Genomic DNA, 18,728 nt, shown 5'->3' on the forward strand with positions numbered 1-18,728 from the left:
AACGTCCGGGTCAGCTCGGAGGCTGAAGGTGCTCCCGGTAGCTCGCGACGACCCCCTCCAGGTAGCGCACGATGACCGCGCGTTCGGCCTCGTCGAAGTCCTGGGCGACCGAGTCGATGTCCATGATCATCGGCGCCAGCAGGCCGCGGGCCTTCGCCGTCGAATCCTCTTCCGGGAAGACGAGCACACCGCGGCGATCGCTCGGGTTCGGCTCACGACGCACGTGCCCAGCCTTCACGAGCCGATCCACCACGACCGTCACCGCCGCCGTCGTTATGCCGAGGCGGCGTGCGATATCGGACGGGGTGAGGTGACCCGAGGAGATCAGGTGCTGCATCGCCACGAGATCGGTGTGATTGACCTCGAGTTCCTTCGCCACGACGACCTCGTACTCGTCGGAGATCGTGAGGATCTCGCGCAGCAGCGCGGTCGACTCATGCACGCGCGGAAACGCGCGACCCCGTTCATCCCCGGATTGCATGGAACACATCCTAGCGCTAGGTTAGCTAAGCAAATTGATTACTAGTGAATTTAGGCGGTTCGTCCATGCGTGGCATCATCCGATTCATCACCGGCAAGGCAAGCGGCGCGATCGTCATCGCCGTCTTCGTCGTCTTGAGCGGCCTCGCGTTCTTCTGGGGCTCGGGTGAGGGCGGCGACGTCGCGCCGGCCGGAGACCTTCCTGCCTCCGCCGAGTCCGCCAAGGTCGAGGAAGCGCTCGCCACGTTCGAGACCGAGGACAGCAGCGCCGCGATCTTCGTGTTCCACCGCGACGGCGAAGCGCTCACTCCCGACGATCTGGCGGCCGTCTCCGCGGCCAGCTCGGGCATCGCCGACGCCGCGGGCGTCGACGCGTTGCCGCCGGCCTTCCCAGCCGAAGACGGCGAGGCCATGATCCTCACGGTGCCGCTCGACGCGACCACCGACGTCGATGCGCAGTCCGCGCGCGCCGAAGCCATGCGAGCCGCCGCGGCCGACGGGCTGCCAGACGGGCTCATCCCGGTCATGACGGGGCCCGAGGGCTTCGCGGTCGACATCGCCGCAGTCTTCGATGGCGCCAACTTCACGCTGCTCACGGTCACCGTCCTCGTCGTCGCCTTCCTCCTCATCGTCACCTACCGCAGCCCCGTCCTCTGGCTCATCCCGCTCTCCGTCGTCGGGCTCGCCGACGGCGTCGCCGGCATCGTCGCCACCCGGATCGTCGGCGCGTTCGGCTTGACGATGGATGCGTCGATCAAGGGCATCCTGTCCGTCCTGGTCTTCGGCGCGGGCACGAACTACGCGCTGCTCCTCATCGCCAGGTATCGAGACGAACTCCGTATCTCGGCCGACAGGCGCGAGGCCATGGCAACCGCCCTGCGCGGCGCGGGCCCCGCAATCATCGCGAGCGGTGGGACCGTGGCCCTGAGCCTCGCGACGCTGCTGTTCGCCTCGCTCGGCGGAAACGTCGTCCTCGGCCTCGCCTGCGCGATCGGCGTCGTCATCGCCATGGTGTTCGCGCTCGTGCTCCTGCCAGCCACCCTCGTGCTCTTCCCTCGCGGTATCTTCTGGCCGGTCGTGCCACGCGTCGGCGACGATCAGCACGGCAAGGGCTTCTGGTTCAAGCTCGGAACCGGCGTCTCGAAGCGTCCAGCCATCGTCGCGGGCGCCGGCATCGTCGTGCTCATCGCGCTCGCCGCCGTCGCGCCCAGCATCAAGGTGGGGCTCGCTCAGACGGAGCGGTTCACGTCCACGCCGGAGGCGGTCGTCGGGCAGGAGCTGCTCAACGAGCATTTCCCCGACCTGGCAGGCGCACCGGCGGTCGTCGTCGCGAATTCCGGTGCAGCGCAGGCGGTGGCCGATCGTGCCGCCGAGATCGAGGGTGTCGCGTCCGCGTCGGTGGGCGACTCCAGCGGCGAGATCACGCGCATCGATGTCGGGCTCTCCTCTCCTGCGGAGACGGAGGAGGCACTCGCCACCGTCGAGCGCCTCCGCGCGGAACTGTCCCAGGTCGACGGCGCCGACGCGATCGTCGGCGGCCTGGACGCTCAGGCCCTCGACGAGCAGGCCGCCCAGGACCGGGACCAGCTGCTGCTGTTCCCCCTCATCCTCGCGGTCGTGTTCGTCGTGCTCCTGCTCCTCCTGCGGTCGCTGGTCGCCCCGATCCTGCTGCTCCTCACCGTCGTCGGCTCGTTCTTCGCGTCGGTGGGTGCCAGCTGGCTGCTGTTCGAGAACGTGTTCGGCTTCCCAGCTCTGGACACCTCGGTGCTGCTGTTCAGCTTCCTCTTCCTCGTCGCGCTCGGCGTCGACTACAACATCTTCCTCGTCACGAGGGCTCGCGAGGAGGCGGTGAAGCACGGAACGAAGGACGGGATGATCCGCTCGCTCTCGGCGACGGGAGGCGTGATCACGAGCGCTGGGATCCTGCTCGCCGCCGTGTTCGCGGCGCTCGGTGTCCTGCCGCTCATCACGCTCACGCAGATCGGCATCATCGTGTGCGTCGGCGTGCTCCTCGACACCCTCCTGGTACGAACGGTGATCGTGCCGGCGCTCGCCTTCCTCACCGGTGACCGCTTCTGGTGGCCGAGCAAGGGCATCCTGGAAGACCCGAGGCCAGCGCACGCCGAGTCGGCTCATCCTGGCCAGGCGGACGGGGGCTCGCACCACGCGAAGCCTGCGCACGCGAAGCCGGCCCACGCCAAGTCGTAGGCTGCCTGGTCACGCCGCGGCCGTGGTGCCTGGGTTGCGACCTACGATGGTCGGCATGCAGGAGCTCTCGGTCGCGGTCGACGCCTACCTGCGCTCGCTGCGCTCCGAGCGTGGGCTGTCGCCGCGGACTGCGCAGGCCTATGCGGGCGATCTCGGCATCCTGCTCGACTCCTGCGAGCGCGCTGGGATCGACGGGCCGGGCGCGCTCAGCTTGGAGGTCTTCAGGGATCTGCTGTGGCAGCAGACGCAGGCCGGCAAGGCCGCGTCGAGCATCGCCCGCATGGCGGCTTCGTTTCGCGGGTTCACGTCGTGGCTCGAGGAGACCGGCCGCGGCCCGGATTCGGCGCGGCGCCTGAAGAGCCCGAAGGCGGGGTCGACGTTGCCGCGGGTGGTGTCGGCTGACGGAATGCGGGGGATCCTGGACGCGCTCGCCGAGCGAGCGTCCTCGGGCGATCCGGTGGAGCAGCGCGATGTCGCGATCATCGAGCTGCTGTATGCGTCGGGCATTCGTGTCTCGGAGTGCTGTTCGCTCGATGTCGGGGCCGTCGATCTGGGGCGGCGCGTGGTGAGGGTCGTCGGCAAGGGCGACAAGGAGCGAGTGGTGCCGTTCGGGGCGCACGCTGCGAAGGCGGTCGAGCGGTGGCTCGAGGTCGGCAGGCCGGTGCTCGAGCAGCCGCGTTCTGGGCAGGCGCTGTTCCTCGGTGCTCGCGGCGGGCGGTTGGATGCCCGCACCGTGTACGCGCTCTCCCGTGAGGTTCTGGGAGCTGCGCCCGGCGGTGGCCCTTCGGGGCCGCACACGTTCCGCCATACTGCGGCGACGCACCTGCTGGATGGGGGAGCGGACCTCCGCGCCGTCCAGGAGATCCTGGGCCACTCCGACCTGGGGACGACGCAGATCTACACCCACGTCTCCGCGGAGCGCCTGAAGGCGTCGTACCTGCAGGCGCATCCCCGAGCCTGAAGCCGGGGTCGATCTGGCTGGACCCCGGACGGCCGGACGCTGGACGCTGGACGCTGGACGCTGGACGATGCAGGCCGGCAGGCCAGCACACCGGCAGGCCGACACGCCTCGACGGCCGGGTCTGGCCGCCGAGGCGTGCCTGCGTCCTCGCGGATCTGGCTCCGCTGCGTGGAGGCGGGTCAGGCCTGGCGTCGGCGACTCAGCAGTCCCCAGGCGAGCGCGCCGATGCCGATGACAAGCGCTCCGGCGCCCAGGAGCAGGGGCCAGCCGATACCTGCGGCCCCGGTCTGGGCAAGGGTGTCTGGCGAGCTCGACGGCGATGGTTCTGCGGCTCCCGAGCTGGCGGCCGGCGGTGACGCGGGCGCCGTGCTCGGCGCTGGAGTGCCCGCCTTCGCGCTGGGTGCCGGCGTCGTGGACGCCGGCGGCGACGCGGTGGCACTCTGCGTTGCCGTGGGCGTCGTGCTCGGCCTGGAGATCTCCGGAGGGTTCGAGCTCTCCGGAGGGTTCGAGCTCTCCGGAGGGTTCGAGTTCTCAGGTGGGTTCGTGTTCCCCGGAGGCGTCGTCATCGCGGGAGCCGTGGGCGGCGCGGCGCTGACGGGCGGGCTCGTCGGGGCAGAGCTCGCAGGGATCGGAGGAGCGCTCGGGGTCTCGCTCGGTACCGGTGTGGCCGTGGCTGTCGGCGTGGCCGTTGGTGTGCGGGTTGCCATTGGTGTGGGCGGAGTCGTTGGGGTGTGCGTTGCCGTTGCCGTCGGCGTGGGCTTGGGTGTTGAGGTCGGCGTGGCTGTCGGCGTCGCCGTCGGGGCCGGTGTGGGTGTTGGGGCCGGCGTCGCGACGGGCACCCGAGGCACTCGGTCCTGGCCGACAGCCGTGAACTCCCCGGGCAAGGTGCCGCCGCTTCCGCCGAGCAGCTGAGCGCCTGGCGTGTGCAGGACGAGGATCTTCGCGGCCCAGGGCCGAGACGGTGAGGTGACGCTCGCGGTGCCGCTCACCGTGACGGGCCCGCGGTCGAGGGCCGCGGGGCTGACCACGATCGGAGCCGATTCTCCGCCTCGAATCGTCGAGGTCTCGGCGCCGGTGGCGACGAAGGTGGCGCCGCTCAGCACCACTGTTCCCGTGGCTCCGGGTACCTCCGTTGCCAGGGTGACGGTGCCCGTTCTCGCATCTGCCCCGTCGGTCGTGAACGCAAGGCTGCCCTTGAGGTCGACCGGCGCGCTGGCGCCGACCTTCGCCGCATCCGCGCGAATGGCCGCGAGGGTGCTGCCGACGTCTGCCCGCTTCTCCTCGGGCACACGTCCGAGGTAGTGCTCGTCTCCGCTCACCGCATGGCCCGAGTAGCTTTCGGGGGCCGCGAGCGACCAGACGAACATGGCGACGGCGCTGGTCACCGTCGGGTCCGCGGACTGCCCGTGGGTCGAGATGGCCCAGTTCACGCGGGCTGTGTCGTCGTCGCTCATCTGGAACTGCTCGCCATCGACGACGCTTCCTTTCGTCGTCTCATCGAGCGGGCGGGGCAGCCAGGGCTGCAGGCAGTAGACGTTGCGTCCCTCGAAGCTGTAGGCCCCGATCCGTCCCTGTCCGCCGTTCTGGGCGTCGTCGAAGCCGGGGCCGTAGCCGGCTGCGCTCGCGGTCTGCGCTCCGGAGAACAGCAGGAACGACGCGGTCATGGCGAGCATGACGAGGCCAGCTGCGGCGCGAGGAAGTCGAGTGGTCCAGCGCGATGGCGAGTGCGCGGTGCGATGGGCAGTCCCGGCGGGCGAGGGCGGTCGCTGCTGGTGGAGAGGAGACATGTGGTGCCTTTCTGGTGTGGGTCGTGGCGAGCGTCGGCTGCTCATCGGTAGAGAGGAAGCAAGACGGCCGCAGGAGGTCGCAGCACCTCGAACAGCGGGGCGGGGTCGAGGTAGGCGCCGTCGCGTCGAACCCCGAGGTGCAGGTTCCCTTCGGGCGTGTGGCGATGCCCGATGCTCAGCTCTCCGATGCGCTGACCGGTGGAGACGACGTCTCCCGGTCTCAGCTGTGTGACGACCGGCTCGTAGCTGGCGAGCAGGCCGTCGGCATGCTGGATCGAGAGCACCGGTCGGTCGACGACGAAGCCCGCGAACGTGACGGTTCCCGGGGCGGGGGAGCGGACGTTATCGCCCGGTGCCGCGGAGATGTCGACGCCGCGGTGGCCGGCTCCGTACCGGGCGGCGAGGTCGAATCCACGAGCGACGTTCGGAGGCGCTTCCACGGGCCAGCTCCACGTGCTCGAAGCCCCGGCCGCGTGCGGAGCGCCACCCAGAGTCGCGCTGGCCATGAGCAGGAGGAGAATGAGCGTCGCGAGACCGCGCCGGGGGCGGACGAGGGACGCTGGGGACTCCGGGGTGCGGTGCATGGTGTCATCGTGGTGCCCGGTGAGCGGGCCCCTGCGGCAGACGACCACGAGGTGTGGAGGACGCCTGTCCACAGGCTCGGCTGCACCTGAGTCCGTGCACCGGTTCCCTGCGCCACCGCTCCTGTGTAGACTGACGCCAGCAGCCCGCCATGCGGGCTGACTTCGCGTGCCCATCGAGGCGTGCATCCATCGGTCTCCAGCACTTCGGTGCGAGAGCGGATGCGCGCTGGGCACCAGGCTGTGCGGCCGCCGGTCGCAGAGAACAACCGCGCGCAGGAATGCGCATTCGAATAGGGAGAACGACCATGGCAGTCGTCACCATCCGCCAGCTGCTCGACAGCGGCGTGCACTTCGGGCACCAGACCCGTCGCTGGAACCCGAAGATGAAGCGATTCATCTTCACCGAGCGGTCCGGCATCTACATCATCGACCTCCAGCAGTCGCTGGGCTACATCGATGCTGCTTTCGACTTCGTCAAGGAGACCGTCGCACACGGCGGCACCATCCTCTTCGTCGGCACCAAGAAGCAGGCTCAGGAGTCCATCTCCGAGCAGGCGACCCGCGTGGGCCAGCCCTACGTGAACCAGCGCTGGCTCGGTGGCCTCCTCACGAACTTCGGCACCGTCCAGAAGCGCCTCAACCGTCTCAAGGAGCTCGACCTCGTCGACTTCGACGACACGACGCGCGGCTTCACGAAGAAGGAACTCCTCATCCAGCGTCGCGAGCGTGACAAGCTCGAGAAGTCGCTCGGTGGTATCCGCAACCTCTCGAAGACGCCTTCGGCGCTCTGGGTTGTCGACACCAAGAAGGAGCACCTCGCGATCGACGAGGCCAAGAAGCTCGGCATCCCGGTCATCGCGATCCTCGACACGAACTGCGACCCGGACGACGTCAACTACCCGATCCCGGGCAACGACGACGCCATCCGCTCCGTTGCGCTGCTGACGCGCATCATCGCCGACGCAGCAGCTGAGGGCCTGATCCAGCGCCACCAGAAGCCGACCGAAGGCCAGGCCGAGGTCGAGCCGCTGGCTGAGTGGGAGAACGACCTGCTGCAGGGCGACGCTCCTGCCGCTGAGGCCGTCGTCGAGGCTCCTGCTGAGACCGAGGCTCCTGCCGAGGCCGAGGCTGTCGAGGCAGCTGAGCCTGCCGAGGCCGAGCCTGCTGAAGCAGCCGAGGCTGTCGAAGCCGTCGAAGAGTCCAAGTAACTTCAAGCACTAGGGAGAACCCCACACATGGCTAACTTCACCCTCGCTGATGTCAAGGAGCTGCGCGAGCAGCTCGGTACTGGCATGGTCGACACGAAGAAGGCGCTCGAAGAGGCCGACGGCGACAAGGAAAAGGCCGTCGAGATCCTCCGCCTCAAGGGTGCGAAGGGCAACGCGAAGCGCGCTGACCGTTCCACCAGCGAAGGCCTCGTCGCCGCGAAGGACAACGGAAACGGCACCGCGACGCTCATCGAGCTCGCAACCGAGACCGACTTCGTTGCCAAGGGCGACAAGTTCATCGCACTCTCCGAGAAGGTGCTCGATGCTGTGGCCGCCGCTGGCGCGTCGAACGTCGACGAGGCGCTTGCCGCCCCCGTCGACGGCACGACCGTCAAGGAGACCATCGATGGCGTCGCCGCGATCCTGGGCGAGAAGATGGAACTCCGCAAGGTGAGCCTCCTCAAGGGCGCCAACTTCGAGATCTACCTGCACCGCACCTCGCAGGACCTGCCACCGCAGGTCGGCGTCGTCGTGGCGTACGAGGGCGACGACGCGGCTACGGCTCGCGGCATCGCTCAGCACATCGCGATGTTCGACCCGCAGTACCTCACCCGTGAGGACGTTCCTGCCGAGGCAATCGACAAGGAGCGGGTCATCGTCGAGGAGATCTCTCGGAGCGAGGGCAAGCCAGAGGCAGCCCTTCCGAAGATCATCGAGGGACGCCTGACCGGCTTCTTCAAGCAGATCGTGCTCCTCGAGCAGGACTACGCTCGCGACAACAAGCAGACCGTGAAGAAGATCGCTGACGCCGCAGGCGTCAACGTCGTCGACTTCGGTCGTATCCGCGTCGGCGCCTAACGCCAGACGCACACGAATTCGGGGCCGGATGCGCAAGCATCCGGCCCCGTTTCGTGTCCCCGGAGCCCGCTCGAGGAGGTCCGCTGAGACTCGTGCGCGCTCCGCACAAGGTAGGCTCGTGGACGATCAGCGATCCCACAAGGAGCACAAATGTCACCACAGGCCCCGCGCAGACGCGTTCTCCTCAAACTCTCTGGCGAAGCGTTCGGTGCAGGCAAGATGGGTGTCGATCCCGAGGTGCTCACGAGCATCTCCAAGGAGATCGCCGCTGCTGCACGCGACGTGGAAGTCGCCATCGTCGTCGGCGGAGGGAACTTCTTCCGCGGCGCTCAGCTCGCGAACGCCGGCATGGACCGCGCGCGAGCCGACTACATGGGCATGCTCGGCACCGTCATGAACGCCCTCGCGCTGCAGGACTTCATCGAGCAGGCGGGCACCCCCGCCCGTGTGCAGTCCGCCATCGAGATGCGCCAGGTCGCCGAGCCGTACATTCCGCTCCGCTCCAAGCGCCACATGGAGAAGGGCCGCGTCGTCATCTTCGGCGCAGGCGCCGGCCTGCCGTACTTCTCGACCGACACGGTCGCCGCACAGCGTGCGCTCGAAGTCGGAGCAGACGTGGTGCTCGTCGCGAAGAACGGTGTCGACGGTGTCTACACCGCCGACCCGCGCCAAGACCCCAGCGCCGAGCTGCTGCATTCGGTCACCTACCAGGACGCGCTCCAGCGTGGCCTCAAGGTCGTCGACTCGACCGCCTTCAGCCTCTGCATGGACAACGGCATGGACATGCGCGTCTTCGGCATGAGTCCAGAGGGCAACATCGCCCGCGCCATCCTCGGCGAGGACATAGGGACGCTCGTCACGTCGAGCCTCGACTAGTCGAGAGCCCCACCGCAAGCGCCACCCCGCGACAATTTTCGTCAGTGCGCCGCGCCCTCGAGCGTGGCGTGCGCATCCGACCATCTCGGTAGGATGATGCAGAACGCCCTGGAAAGGACACCCCGTGATCAACGACGTGCTCACCGAGACCAAAGACAAGATGGCGAAGGCCGTCGACCACGCGAAGGAAGACTTCTCGACGGTGCGAACGGGGCGGGCGAACCCCCAGCTCTTCACGAAGATCCCCGTCGACTACTACGGCACCGCGACGCCGCTCGAGCAGCTCGCGTCGATCGCCGTCCCCGAAGCTCGTGTTCTCGTGATCACGCCCTACGACAAGTCGGCGCTCAAGGAGATCGAGAAGGCCATCGTGTCGCGGCCGAACCTCGGGGTCACGCCGAGCAACGACGGCAACCTCATTCGCGTGGTCATGCCGGAGCTCACGGCCGACCGCCGCAAGGAGTACGTCAAGCTCGTGCAGACGAAGGCGGAGGAGGCGCGCGTCGCCGTCCGCAACATCCGTCGCAAGGCGAAGACCGACCTCGAAGCGCTGAAGGACGAAGTGGGCGAGGACGACATCGCTCGCGGCGAGAAGGAACTCGAGACCTTCACGAAGGCGCACATCGATCGCATCGACGAGGCTTCCAAGCACAAGGAAGCCGAGCTCCTCGAGGTCTAGTCGCTCGTGTCCACGACTGGGAGTGACGGGGCAGACCCCGGCGAGCGCCTGGACCGCGAGGTCCGGGAGACAGAGGCGGAGTCCGAGGCGCGCGAGACGCCGAGCGCCTTCGGTCCCGCCGCCAGCGAGGGCGGCGGCGCACCAGCGGCCGGAGCCCCCGCGGCTGCTGACGATCTCCCGGTCATGGGCGACGGCGCTCCTGCGCCGCCCCTGGCCCCGCTCCGCCCACCATCGCGGCTGGGCGACACCGGCACGAACATCCTTCACGACCTGGAATCGCGCGCGCAGCAGGCGCGGACCCAGGTGCGGGAGCAGCGCGACAAGCTGCGGGCACGCAACGACGCGATCAACGCCCGCAGTGGGCGCAACCTGTCCTTCGCGATCTTCTTCGGCGTCGTGCTCGGGGCGCTCCTCATCTCGAGCCTCATCTTCATCAAGCAGCTCTTCATCCCGTTCGCGGTCGCTATGGTCATCTTCGCGACGATCGAGCTCGCGAGCGCGATGCGCGGCGCCGGGCGCGACGTGCCGCGCATTCCGCTTGTCGTCGCAGCCGTCGCCATCCAACCTGTCGCCTACTACTTCGACGTCGTCGGGCAGTGGCTCGCGCTGCTGATCGGCGTCTTCGTCGTGACCGTGTGGCGGCTCGTGGAAGCCTCGGTGTCCACCGATCGGCCACCGCGGAAGGCGGTCTGGGCCGACTTCCTGGCCGCCGCGCTCATCCTCATCTACGTCTCGTACCTCGGCTCGTTCACGGTGCTCCTCACCTCGCAGGAGGACGGCCAGTGGTGGGTGCTCGGCTTCCTCATCATCGTCGTGGCCGTGGACGTGGGTGCCTACGTCTTCGGCCTCAACTTCGGCAAGCACAAGCTCGCGCCGAAGATCAGCCCGGGCAAGACCTGGGAGGGGTTCGCAGGAGCCGGCCTCACGTCGATCGTCGTGGGCATCCTCGTCAGCATCTTCCTCCTCGACCAGGACTGGTGGTTCGGCCTGATCATGGGGCCCCTGCTGCTCATCACCGCCACGGCCGGCGACCTGACCGAGTCGATGATCAAGCGCGACCTCAAGATCAAGGACATGAGCTCCTGGCTGCCCGGGCACGGTGGGTTCTTCGACCGCATCGACTCGATCCTGCCGTCGGGAGCGATGGCCTTCGCGCTGTACTTCTGGAGCGCAGACTCGACGCTCTGGTGATGCCCCACCGGGGAGCCGTGCGACATGTTCGCTCGTGATGCGGCAGAATGGACCGCGTGAGCAGCACTTCATTCCCTCTGGCATCTCGTGGCACCCTCGGCTACGACGCCGAAGAGGTCGACCGTGCATTCCGCGTCGCCCGGCAGCGTTACGACAACTTCGACAACGGCACGCAGGGCAAGCGCCTCTCGACGAGCAGCATCCGCCACACGGCGTTCACGATGCGCAAGGGCGGGTACTCCGCCCCGCACGTCGATGCCGCGCTCGAGCGCCTCGAGGACGCCGTCGCCATCCGCGAACGCGACGAGCACATCGACCGGGTCGGCCGTGATGTCTTCCTGCGCGAGACGAAGACGACGGCTCGGGCGGTCCTCGCTCGGCTCCGTCGCGAAGACGGCGAGCGCTTCGATCGCGTCTCCGTCCTGCAGCGTGGATACGACGTCAAGGAGGTCGACGAGTTCTCCAGCAGGCTCGCTGACTTCCTGCGCGGTGGAACCGCCATGTCGCTCCGCGAGGTACGCGGGGTCGCGTTCACGCCGAAGCGCCACGGCTACAAGGAGACGCAGGTCGACCTGCTCATCGACGCCGTGATCGACGTCATGCTCGCCATTCGTTAGGTACACCTGCCACCTCAGCTGAGCCTGAGCGTTGTCAAATCGTGACCTCCCCGTTACGATTGCGTGGTCCCCTCGGCCCATCGGTTGGAGCTCCATGCCGGAAACCACTGCAACTCGCGGAGAGCGTGCACGCCAGCGTCGCAAGACTCGCGCCAAGCGCCGCGCCGCGATCTTCGGCTCATCGGCGCTCGGCGTCGTCGCAGCCGGGGCCATCGCAGTGACCACCCTCACGGGTGCCGGGGCCACAGCCTCGGCTGACGCGTCGCTGAGCCCGAGCATCCAGGAGCTGTCGCAGGAGCAGGCGCAGGCGTACGCGGTCCTCGCCGTCTCGGGGGAGAGCTCGCAGGGGACCACCATCGACGACCGGGGCTCGAGCGTCAGCATCGACGTGGTGCCGACCGACCCTGCCTCGCTCAAGAAGATCACCGAGGAGATGGTCAAGACCCAGTACGGCTGGGGTGCCGACCAGATGTCCTGCCTCGACAAGCTGTGGATGAAGGAATCCGGCTGGAACTACCTGGCCGAGAACGCCGATTCCGGTGCGTACGGCATCCCGCAGTCGTGGCCCGCTGAGAAGCTCGCCACGATGGGCGCCGACTGGAAGACGAACCCGCTGACGCAGATCAAGTGGGGGATCGACTACATCGACCGAGCGTGGGGCACCCCGTGCGCCGCCTGGAACCAGCACAACGGCTCCTATTGACCTCGGACCCGCTGCCCACGACCGCAGCGTCACCTTCGGCTGAAGACCTCGCCACCGCGAACCACCTGGGAGTACCCGCATGACCACCACCGCCATCCGCACCGGCTCGACGCGGGCCTCACGGCCCGCAGGCCTCCGCCGACGTGCGGGAGCCCGCGTGATCGTTCCGACCCTGGCAGGGATCGCGATCGCTGCCCTCGCGGTCACCGCGACCGTCCAGCTGGGGGCACAGGGCGATGGTGAGAGCGAAGTCGTCTCCGTCGCATCCGTCGACGAGCTGACCGCCGCGGGGGCGCAGGGCTACGCCGTGAGCCTCGTCTCCGCAGTGGATGCGGTGCCGGCAGACACGAGTCGTACGAGTGACATCGCCAGCATCGTCGTGGTCACCCCGACGCCGACCCCGACGCCCGAGCCGGAGCCGGAGCCCGAGCCTGAGCCGGCACCCTCGCAGTCGAGCAAGAACTCCTCATCCGGGGGATCCTCGTACAAGGAGGCCGACGTCTCCTCGGACCCGAGCATCGACGCCACGCTGGCCCGCATCGCGCAGTGCGAGTCCGGTGGCAACCCTTCGATCAATACTGGGAACGGCTACTACGGCATGTACCAGTTCTCGCTTCCCACGTGGCAGTCCGTCGGCGGGACGGGCCTGCCCTCCGACGCATCGCTGGAAGAGCAGACAATGCGCGCCAAGATGCTGCAGGCGAAGGCCGGCTGGGGGCAGTGGAGCTGCTACTGACCAGGAAACCGGCCAGAATTCCTGGGCCAAGAGCTGCGGCAGTCGGCGGGCGACTGATGCCGTTTTCGTTGCCATTCCGTGACCATTCCGTTATCCTCGGGGAGTCCCTAGTTCCAACCCCGGGAGATCAATGACCACGTTGCAGCGCACAGGCTCGACGCGAGCAGCGCGTCCGACGGCCGCACGACGCTCACGGGCGAAGATCATCGTCCCCATCGCCGCGAGCACCGCTGTCGGTGCCCTTGCGCTCACGGCCATCCTGCAGGCGGGTGTCGCCGGCGGCGCCTCCCCAGCTCTTGCGATCGCGCCGAGCGTCGCGGACCTGACTGCCGCGGGGGCCCAGGGATACGAGGTCAGCCTCGTCTCCGCCGTCGAGGCGAATGGCGACGCAACGGTCGAAGATGAGGGCACTGCCGCCCCGACTGCGACTCCGCGAGACAACGATCTGGCCGGCATCGTCGTGACGACGCCGACCCCGACGCCGACCCCCACTCCGACACCGACCGAGAAGGAGTCGAGTTCCTCCTCCTCCTCCTCGTCGTCGTCGAACAGCAGCCCCGACTACGTCGCGCCCGACCCGGGCACGTCGAAGGCGGTTGCCGCCGACGTCGTCGCGTCCATGGGCTGGGGTACCGGCGAGTTCGCCTGCCTCGAGAAGCTCTGGCAGCGCGAGTCCGGCTGGAACGCGGCGGCCGAGAATCCCTCGTCAGGCGCCTACGGCATCCCACAGTCGCTTCCCGGCAGCAAGATGGCCACACACGGCTCTGACTGGCGCACGAACCCCGAGACGCAGATCCGCTGGGGCATCGACTACATCAAGGGCCGCTACGGCACTCCCTGCGGCGCGTGGGCGCACTCGGAAGCCAACAACTGGTACTGATCCACTTCTCCTCGAGCCCGCTGGGCCCAGCCTCACGACGCCGCGTGACCTCAGGGTCACGCGGCGTCGTCTGTCAGCTCGGTTCCCACGAGCTTCCTAGAATGGTTGTCATGCCCCGCTCGAACCGATCCCGCCGTCCAAGCGGTGATCCGTCCCCGAGGACGAAGGGCGGTCGCGCGGCGAAGCGGCAGCAGGCTGCCGCCGACCGCGCTGGCGACCAGGCCGACGAGCTCGAGCGTCTCCGCGAGGGCTGGCGCCGCACGGAGGTGCGCCGCGGCGTCTCCTACACCGTGCAGCCGATCTCGGCGGTCCGGGCGGTCAAGGACTACGTGTGTCCTGGCTGCCCCAACGCCGTCGAGGCGGGAGTCGCGCACGTCGTCGTCTGGCGGGCCGAGGGCATCCTCGGAGACGAGCACGCCTTGGCGGCCCGCCGCCACTGGCACAACCACTGTTGGAGGATGGCATGACCGACGCATCGACGGCCGGAGAAGCTGGCGAGTCCATCGAGATCCGGAGCGGAACGGAGCTGCCAGCTCGCCGCGAGGAGATCGAGCTGCACACGAGCGACGGCCTGACCCTCGTCGGGGAGCTGGCGCTGCCCCTCCACCGTGAGCCGGTCGCGACACTGGTCACCCTGCACCCCCTGCCCACCGCGGGCGGGTTCATGGACTCGCACGTGCTGCGCAAGGCATCGCTGCGTCTGCCCGCGCAGGCGGACCTGGCTGTGCTTCGCTTCAACACGCGCGGCACGAGCTCTCCGCGAGGCACGAGCGACGGCGAGTTCGGTGACGGAGAGACCGAGCGCGCCGATGTCGAAGCCGCCATGGCGTTCGTCCGCGAACGCAGTCTGCCGAACCCGTGGCTGGTCGGCTGGTCGTTCGGCACCGAGCTCGCGCTCAAGCACGGCCACGAGCACGCGGACGTCAAGGGTCTCATCCTGCTGTCCCCGCCCCTGCGGCGCACGAGCCAAGCCGAGCTCGACCGCTGGGCGGACGCGCGCATCCCGGTCGTCATGGTCGTGCCAGAGCACGACGACTTCCTCAAGCCCGACGAGGCGGCGCAGCGTATCGCGCACCTCCCGAACCTCGAGCTCGTGCCCGTCGACGACGGTCGGCACCTGTGGGTGGGGGAGAAGCAGACGAAGCGAGTGCTGACGGAGATCGTGCAGCGCACGAACCCGGCGGCGCTTCCGCTCAGCTCGTCGTGGCCGAGCGGCGAGTGATCCGCGTCACGATCCGGTGCATGAAGCCGAGCTTCACCTCGGTCGGAGCGTTCAGCACGAACGGGTAGAGGTCGTTCTGGCCCATCGCTCTGCTCAAGCGGTTCAGGAGCAGCGAGACCTCGTGCCAGTCGGCGAGCACCCGCTCGATGGGCTCCTCCGTGTAGTCGAGGAGCGGGGTCGTCTCCGGCTGCAGCACCACGTTCGAGGCGGCGGCCGTCCAGAGCGATCCGAGGATGTGCAGGTAGTGCGCGAAGGTCTCGGCGAAGTCCTCCCAGGGGTGCATCGTCGCGTACTCGGAGATGTACGACGCCGACCAGCCCTCGGGGGCGCCCAGGCGGTAGTGGCGTTCGAGCGCCTCCCAGTAGCTCGCGCGCTCGTCCCCGAACAGCTCTCGGCACTCGTCGAGGAGCGTCTCGTCGTCGACCAGGATCGACTGGTAGTAGTGGCCGATCTCGTGCCTGAAATGACCGAGGAGGGTGCGGTACGGCTCGCCCAGACGCACTCTGAGCGCTTCGCGGTGCGCATCCAGGGTCTCGGCCAGGTCGATCGTGATGATACCGTTCGCGTGGCCGATCGACACTCGCTGGCCTGAGCTCCGGCTCGAGAGCAGGTCGAACCCGAGACCCCCGTCACGTTCCGCGTAGCTCTCGATGGGGAGGCGCAGGTGCAGGCACTGCGCGAGCAGGCGCCGCCTGTCCGCGTTCGCCTCTGCGAGCTTCTCGAGCGCGAGGGTGTCGTCGGACTCAGGGCGCTTGCGAACGAGCCTGCAGGAGAGGCATGACGAGGTCGCGATGCCGTCCTCCACGAGCCAGTTGCACCGCCAGCTCCGGTTCCCGCATTCCCGCCACAGCCTGCCCTCGACGAGGACGGCTCCGCCGCTGACGTCGACGAAGACCTGCGTCTCGTCGTGGAAGGCGATCGGCGTCGCGCAGGCGTCGCACGACAGCGACTCGAGCATGACGAGCGACGCGCAACGGGGGCACTGGATGCTCTGCACGCCTCGAATCATAGGTGCAGAACGGGCCGTGCAACGCTCGGCCTGCGTCGCCGTGAGGCTAGCGCTCGTTCTGCGCCGGTATCCAGACTTCCTTCACGATGAGGAGGATGGCCGCCGCGATCGGGATCGCGACGAGAGCGCCGAGGAGCCCGAGGAGCGTGCCTCCCGTGAGGGCGGCGATGACGACGATGGCGCCGGGGACCTGCACGGCCGAGCTCATGATGCGAGGGCTGATGACGTAGGCCTCGACCTGCATGTAGACGACGTAGTAGATGGCGGCCATCCACCACACGCTGCTGTCGACGGGCATGAGCGCCAGCTGCAGCACGACGATGATGACCGACGCCGACAGCGTTCCCACGAGGGGGATGAGCGAGCCGAGGAAGGCGATGATCGCGAACACGGCGGGCATCGACGCGCCGATGATGGAGAGGAACGTGAAGGACAGGATCCCGTTTGCGAGGCCGAGCGCCAGCTGCCCGAGGACGAACTTCCCGACGGACGCCGTGATCTGCTCGGTCAGCTCGGCCGTGCGGGCCCGGCGGGAGGCCGGCAGGAGCTGGTAGAAGCCGCGCTTGATGCTGTTCATGCTCGAGACGAAGTAGAGCATGAGGATGAAGACGATGAGCACCCCGAAGAAGGCGTTCACGATGCCGAAGCCGACTTCGAGCACGCCACCGCCGATGGCGGCGAGGTTGTTGCGCAGCCACTCGAGCGCGTCGGTCACGAACTCCTGGGCCTGGAGATCCGGGAAGCGCTCGTCGACCCACTCGATGACGTTCGAGCCCGCGAGGTCGTTCACGATCGACGTGTAGCGCGCCGAGAGCTGCTCGACCTGGCTCGAGATGCTCGGGATGAGCGCCCACACGACAAGACCGAGGGCGAGCGCGGCTCCTCCCAGCGAGGAGATGATCGCCGCCCACCTGGGCCAGCGGTGGCGCTCCAGGAACGCGATGATCGGCTCGAAGCCGAGCGCCAGGAACAGTGCCGCACCGATGTAGGTGAGGATCGTGCTCAGCGAAGCGATCATGCCACCGAGGACAAGAGCTACGAGCACGCCGACCGTCGCGACGAAGCCGAGCCTGAACGGATTCTCGATGCGCATGCGGTGTTCCCCCTGATCGGATCCCGGCCGATGGCCGGGATCCGAGTCTAGACGCGCGGGAGGGGTCGAGATCGCACGCTGGGCCTACCGCTGGCGCGGACCTCCGCGCTTCTGGCTCGGGTTCTGTCCGCCGCCCTGGCCCGCGGCCTGAGCAGGGACCGGCTCGTCCTTCGAGGTGCTCTCGTCAGCGGGCTCGCTTGATGTCTCGGACGTCGCACTCACGTCGTCGGCTGCAGTCTCCTGCTCCTGCTGGGAGCCACCGCTCGAGAGCGCGAAGGCGTGCGCCTCGGCTGCGTCGGTGCCCGAAGCCGCCGCCTCGGTGTCGTCAGCGGCGGGCCGCTTCGTGATCTGCTCGTCGGCCTCGGGAAGGCTGAAGTCGGTACGCGAGAAGGCTCGCTTGAGCTGGTCAAGGTAGCTCTGCACCTGGTCGCGCTCCTCGCGGAGCTCCGAGAGGCGCTGCTCGGCGTTGTCGAGCAGGCTCTGCGTGTGCTGCTCGACCTCCGTGTTGCGCTCGCGCGCCTGCTTGTTGCTCGTCTCGAGCAGGTCGGCCGCCTTGCGCTCTGCCTGGTCCTGCGTCTCCTGCGCGCGGCGACGCGCATCCGCCATGATCTTTCCCGCTTCGCGCCGAACCTGCTCGCTGCGCTGGTTGAGGTCGGCGAGCTGCTCGGTCGCGTCGTCGATGAGCTTCTTCGCTGCTGCCTCCGCCTTGCGGCCAGCGGCCACGAGCTGCTGCTCGAACGCGTTGCGGCGCTTCGAGAGCTCGACATCGAGCTCCGTGCGCTTCGCGTTCATCTCCCGGACGGAACCCTCGCGGAGCGCGTCGAGCTCGCCCTTCGCTGCCTGGCGCTCCGCCTCCTGCTCGTGCTCCATCTGCGTGCGGCGAGCCGCGGCTTCGCGTTCGAAGTCGGCGCGCGCCTTCTCCATCTCCCGCTGCCGCTCGGCGAGGCGAGCGGCGGACTCGGCGATCTCGTTCTCCACGGCCTGACGCTTCGTGGCCAGCTCCTCGTCGACCGACGCGCGCAGCGCGCTGATCTCGAGATCGGTCGAGTGGCGCAGCTCGCGCAGCTCGGTCGTGACCTGGTCCTTGACCGTCTCGATCTCGCGCTCCTGGTTGGTGCGCGTGAGATCGGCTTCCTGCTTCGCGTTCTCCAGGAGGCTGTCGGCCTCCGAGCGGGAATCGCTCAGCACGCGCGAGGCTCGAACATCCGCCTCACGTGTCACCCGCTCCGCGTAGTCGTTGGCTTCCTGGTGGATGCGGGCCGCGTTCCGGTGCGCTTCGCTGAGGATCTTGTCGGCCTCGCGCTGCGCCTCGGCAGTGAGCTTCTGCGCCTGCTGCTCGGCCGTCGCGAGCGTGCCCGCAAGCTTCGTGCCGAGGCCGGAGTAGGTGGGATTGCCGACCTCGTTGAGCTCGGACTCGAGCTGCTTGATGCGGGTCCTCATCGCCGCGATCTCGCGGCTCGCACCGGAGTCCTGGTTGCCGGCCTGGGCGAGCTGCGTGCGCAGTGACCTGATGACCTCGTCGACTTCTTCGCGGTTGTAACCGCGCATCGCCGTGTTGAAGTTGATGTCGTCGAATGCCAAGGACGCCTCCGCGTGAGTCAGGGTGCAGGTGCGCGCCGACCGCCTGCGCACGTCC

The 18,728-nt window shown here is 68.4% G+C and carries 19 protein-coding genes; 13 read left to right on the top strand and 6 right to left on the bottom strand.

The features are described 5' to 3' along the window. Nucleotides 1-10 precede the first annotated feature (10 nt). Complete coding sequence (locus C5B99_RS04925) at nucleotides 11-481, bottom strand: MarR family winged helix-turn-helix transcriptional regulator (protein WP_104240681.1); 471 nt, start codon at nucleotides 479-481, stop codon at nucleotides 11-13. Nucleotides 482-546: 65 nt separating this feature from the next. Here C5B99_RS04925 and C5B99_RS04930 point away from each other — a divergent pair, with 65 nt between their 5' ends. Together C5B99_RS04930 and C5B99_RS04935 are read left to right on the top strand one after the other, a co-directional pair. After that, on the top strand, nucleotides 547-2,688 hold the full coding sequence (locus C5B99_RS04930) for an MMPL family transporter (RefSeq protein ID WP_104240682.1): 2,142 nt from the start codon (nucleotides 547-549) through the stop codon (nucleotides 2,686-2,688). Between the two features lie 55 nt (nucleotides 2,689-2,743). Further along, entirely contained in the window at nucleotides 2,744-3,649 is a 906-nt protein-coding gene (locus C5B99_RS04935; RefSeq protein WP_104240683.1) for a tyrosine recombinase XerC, read from the top strand. Between the two features lie 179 nt (nucleotides 3,650-3,828). On the opposite strand, the gene C5B99_RS04940 is transcribed toward C5B99_RS04935, so the two are convergent. After that, nucleotides 3,829-5,436, bottom strand: coding sequence for a hypothetical protein (locus tag C5B99_RS04940; RefSeq protein WP_146081942.1), 1,608 nt, complete (start codon nucleotides 5,434-5,436; stop codon nucleotides 3,829-3,831). A gap of 41 nt (nucleotides 5,437-5,477) precedes the next feature. After that, nucleotides 5,478-6,020, bottom strand: a complete 543-nt coding sequence (locus C5B99_RS04945) for a murein hydrolase activator EnvC (RefSeq protein WP_104240685.1) — start codon at nucleotides 6,018-6,020, stop codon at nucleotides 5,478-5,480. Nucleotides 6,021-6,325: 305 nt separating this feature from the next. Between C5B99_RS04945 and rpsB the strand changes: the two genes are divergently transcribed. From rpsB to C5B99_RS05000, 11 genes are all read left to right on the top strand, one after another. Then, nucleotides 6,326-7,228, top strand: coding sequence for a 30S ribosomal protein S2 (rpsB, locus tag C5B99_RS04950; protein ID WP_104240686.1), 903 nt, complete (start codon nucleotides 6,326-6,328; stop codon nucleotides 7,226-7,228). A gap of 27 nt (nucleotides 7,229-7,255) precedes the next feature. Next, nucleotides 7,256-8,086, top strand: a complete 831-nt coding sequence (tsf, locus tag C5B99_RS04955) for a translation elongation factor Ts (protein ID WP_104240687.1) — start codon at nucleotides 7,256-7,258, stop codon at nucleotides 8,084-8,086. Between the two features lie 150 nt (nucleotides 8,087-8,236). After that, nucleotides 8,237-8,962, top strand: a complete 726-nt coding sequence (gene pyrH / locus C5B99_RS04960; RefSeq protein WP_104240688.1) for a UMP kinase — start codon at nucleotides 8,237-8,239, stop codon at nucleotides 8,960-8,962. A gap of 124 nt (nucleotides 8,963-9,086) precedes the next feature. Continuing rightward, nucleotides 9,087-9,641, top strand: a complete 555-nt coding sequence (gene frr, locus C5B99_RS04965) for a ribosome recycling factor (protein WP_104240689.1) — start codon at nucleotides 9,087-9,089, stop codon at nucleotides 9,639-9,641. Nucleotides 9,642-9,647: 6 nt separating this feature from the next. Further along, a complete protein-coding gene (locus tag C5B99_RS04970) occupies nucleotides 9,648-10,832 on the top strand; it encodes a phosphatidate cytidylyltransferase (protein ID WP_258063075.1) in 1,185 nt (394 codons plus the stop codon). A 56-nt stretch (nucleotides 10,833-10,888) separates the two neighbouring features. Next, nucleotides 10,889-11,449 (top strand): DivIVA domain-containing protein, encoded by a 561-nt coding sequence (locus C5B99_RS04975; RefSeq protein ID WP_374953083.1) that lies wholly within the window; start codon nucleotides 10,889-10,891, stop codon nucleotides 11,447-11,449. Nucleotides 11,450-11,543: 94 nt separating this feature from the next. After that, a complete protein-coding gene (locus C5B99_RS19765) occupies nucleotides 11,544-12,152 on the top strand; it encodes a hypothetical protein (protein WP_104240691.1) in 609 nt (202 codons plus the stop codon). Nucleotides 12,153-12,231: 79 nt separating this feature from the next. Next, nucleotides 12,232-12,888: a transglycosylase family protein gene (locus tag C5B99_RS19460; protein ID WP_219819618.1), complete on the top strand. Its 657-nt coding sequence runs from the start codon at nucleotides 12,232-12,234 to the stop codon at nucleotides 12,886-12,888. Between the two features lie 130 nt (nucleotides 12,889-13,018). Further along, nucleotides 13,019-13,768, top strand: coding sequence for a transglycosylase SLT domain-containing protein (locus C5B99_RS19465; protein WP_219819619.1), 750 nt, complete (start codon nucleotides 13,019-13,021; stop codon nucleotides 13,766-13,768). A 110-nt stretch (nucleotides 13,769-13,878) separates the two neighbouring features. Continuing rightward, the gene (locus C5B99_RS04995; protein WP_104240783.1) at nucleotides 13,879-14,235 is read left to right on the top strand and encodes a hypothetical protein; all 357 of its coding nucleotides are present in this window, start codon (nucleotides 13,879-13,881) and stop codon (nucleotides 14,233-14,235) included. After that, entirely contained in the window at nucleotides 14,232-14,990 is a 759-nt protein-coding gene (locus C5B99_RS05000; protein WP_104240692.1) for an alpha/beta hydrolase, read from the top strand. Before C5B99_RS04995 ends, C5B99_RS05000 begins: the two co-directional genes overlap by 4 nt. Here the strand turns inward: C5B99_RS05000 and C5B99_RS05005 are convergent. The 3 genes from C5B99_RS05005 to C5B99_RS05015 form a co-directional block, all read right to left on the bottom strand. Beyond that, entirely contained in the window at nucleotides 14,962-15,987 is a 1,026-nt protein-coding gene (locus C5B99_RS05005) for a putative zinc-binding metallopeptidase (RefSeq protein WP_258063076.1), read from the bottom strand. The genes C5B99_RS05000 and C5B99_RS05005 overlap by 29 nt on opposite strands. Before the next feature lie 58 nt (nucleotides 15,988-16,045). Continuing rightward, entirely contained in the window at nucleotides 16,046-17,092 is a 1,047-nt protein-coding gene (locus tag C5B99_RS05010; protein ID WP_104240694.1) for an AI-2E family transporter, read from the bottom strand. 84 nt (nucleotides 17,093-17,176) lie between these two features. Continuing rightward, nucleotides 17,177-18,673, bottom strand: coding sequence for a DivIVA domain-containing protein (locus C5B99_RS05015; protein WP_181059445.1), 1,497 nt, complete (start codon nucleotides 18,671-18,673; stop codon nucleotides 17,177-17,179). Nucleotides 18,674-18,728 lie beyond the last annotated feature (55 nt).

The organism is Pseudoclavibacter sp. Z016 (genome assembly GCF_002931215.1).
In the GTDB taxonomy this organism is placed as follows: Bacteria; Actinomycetota; Actinomycetes; order Actinomycetales; family Microbacteriaceae; genus Pseudoclavibacter.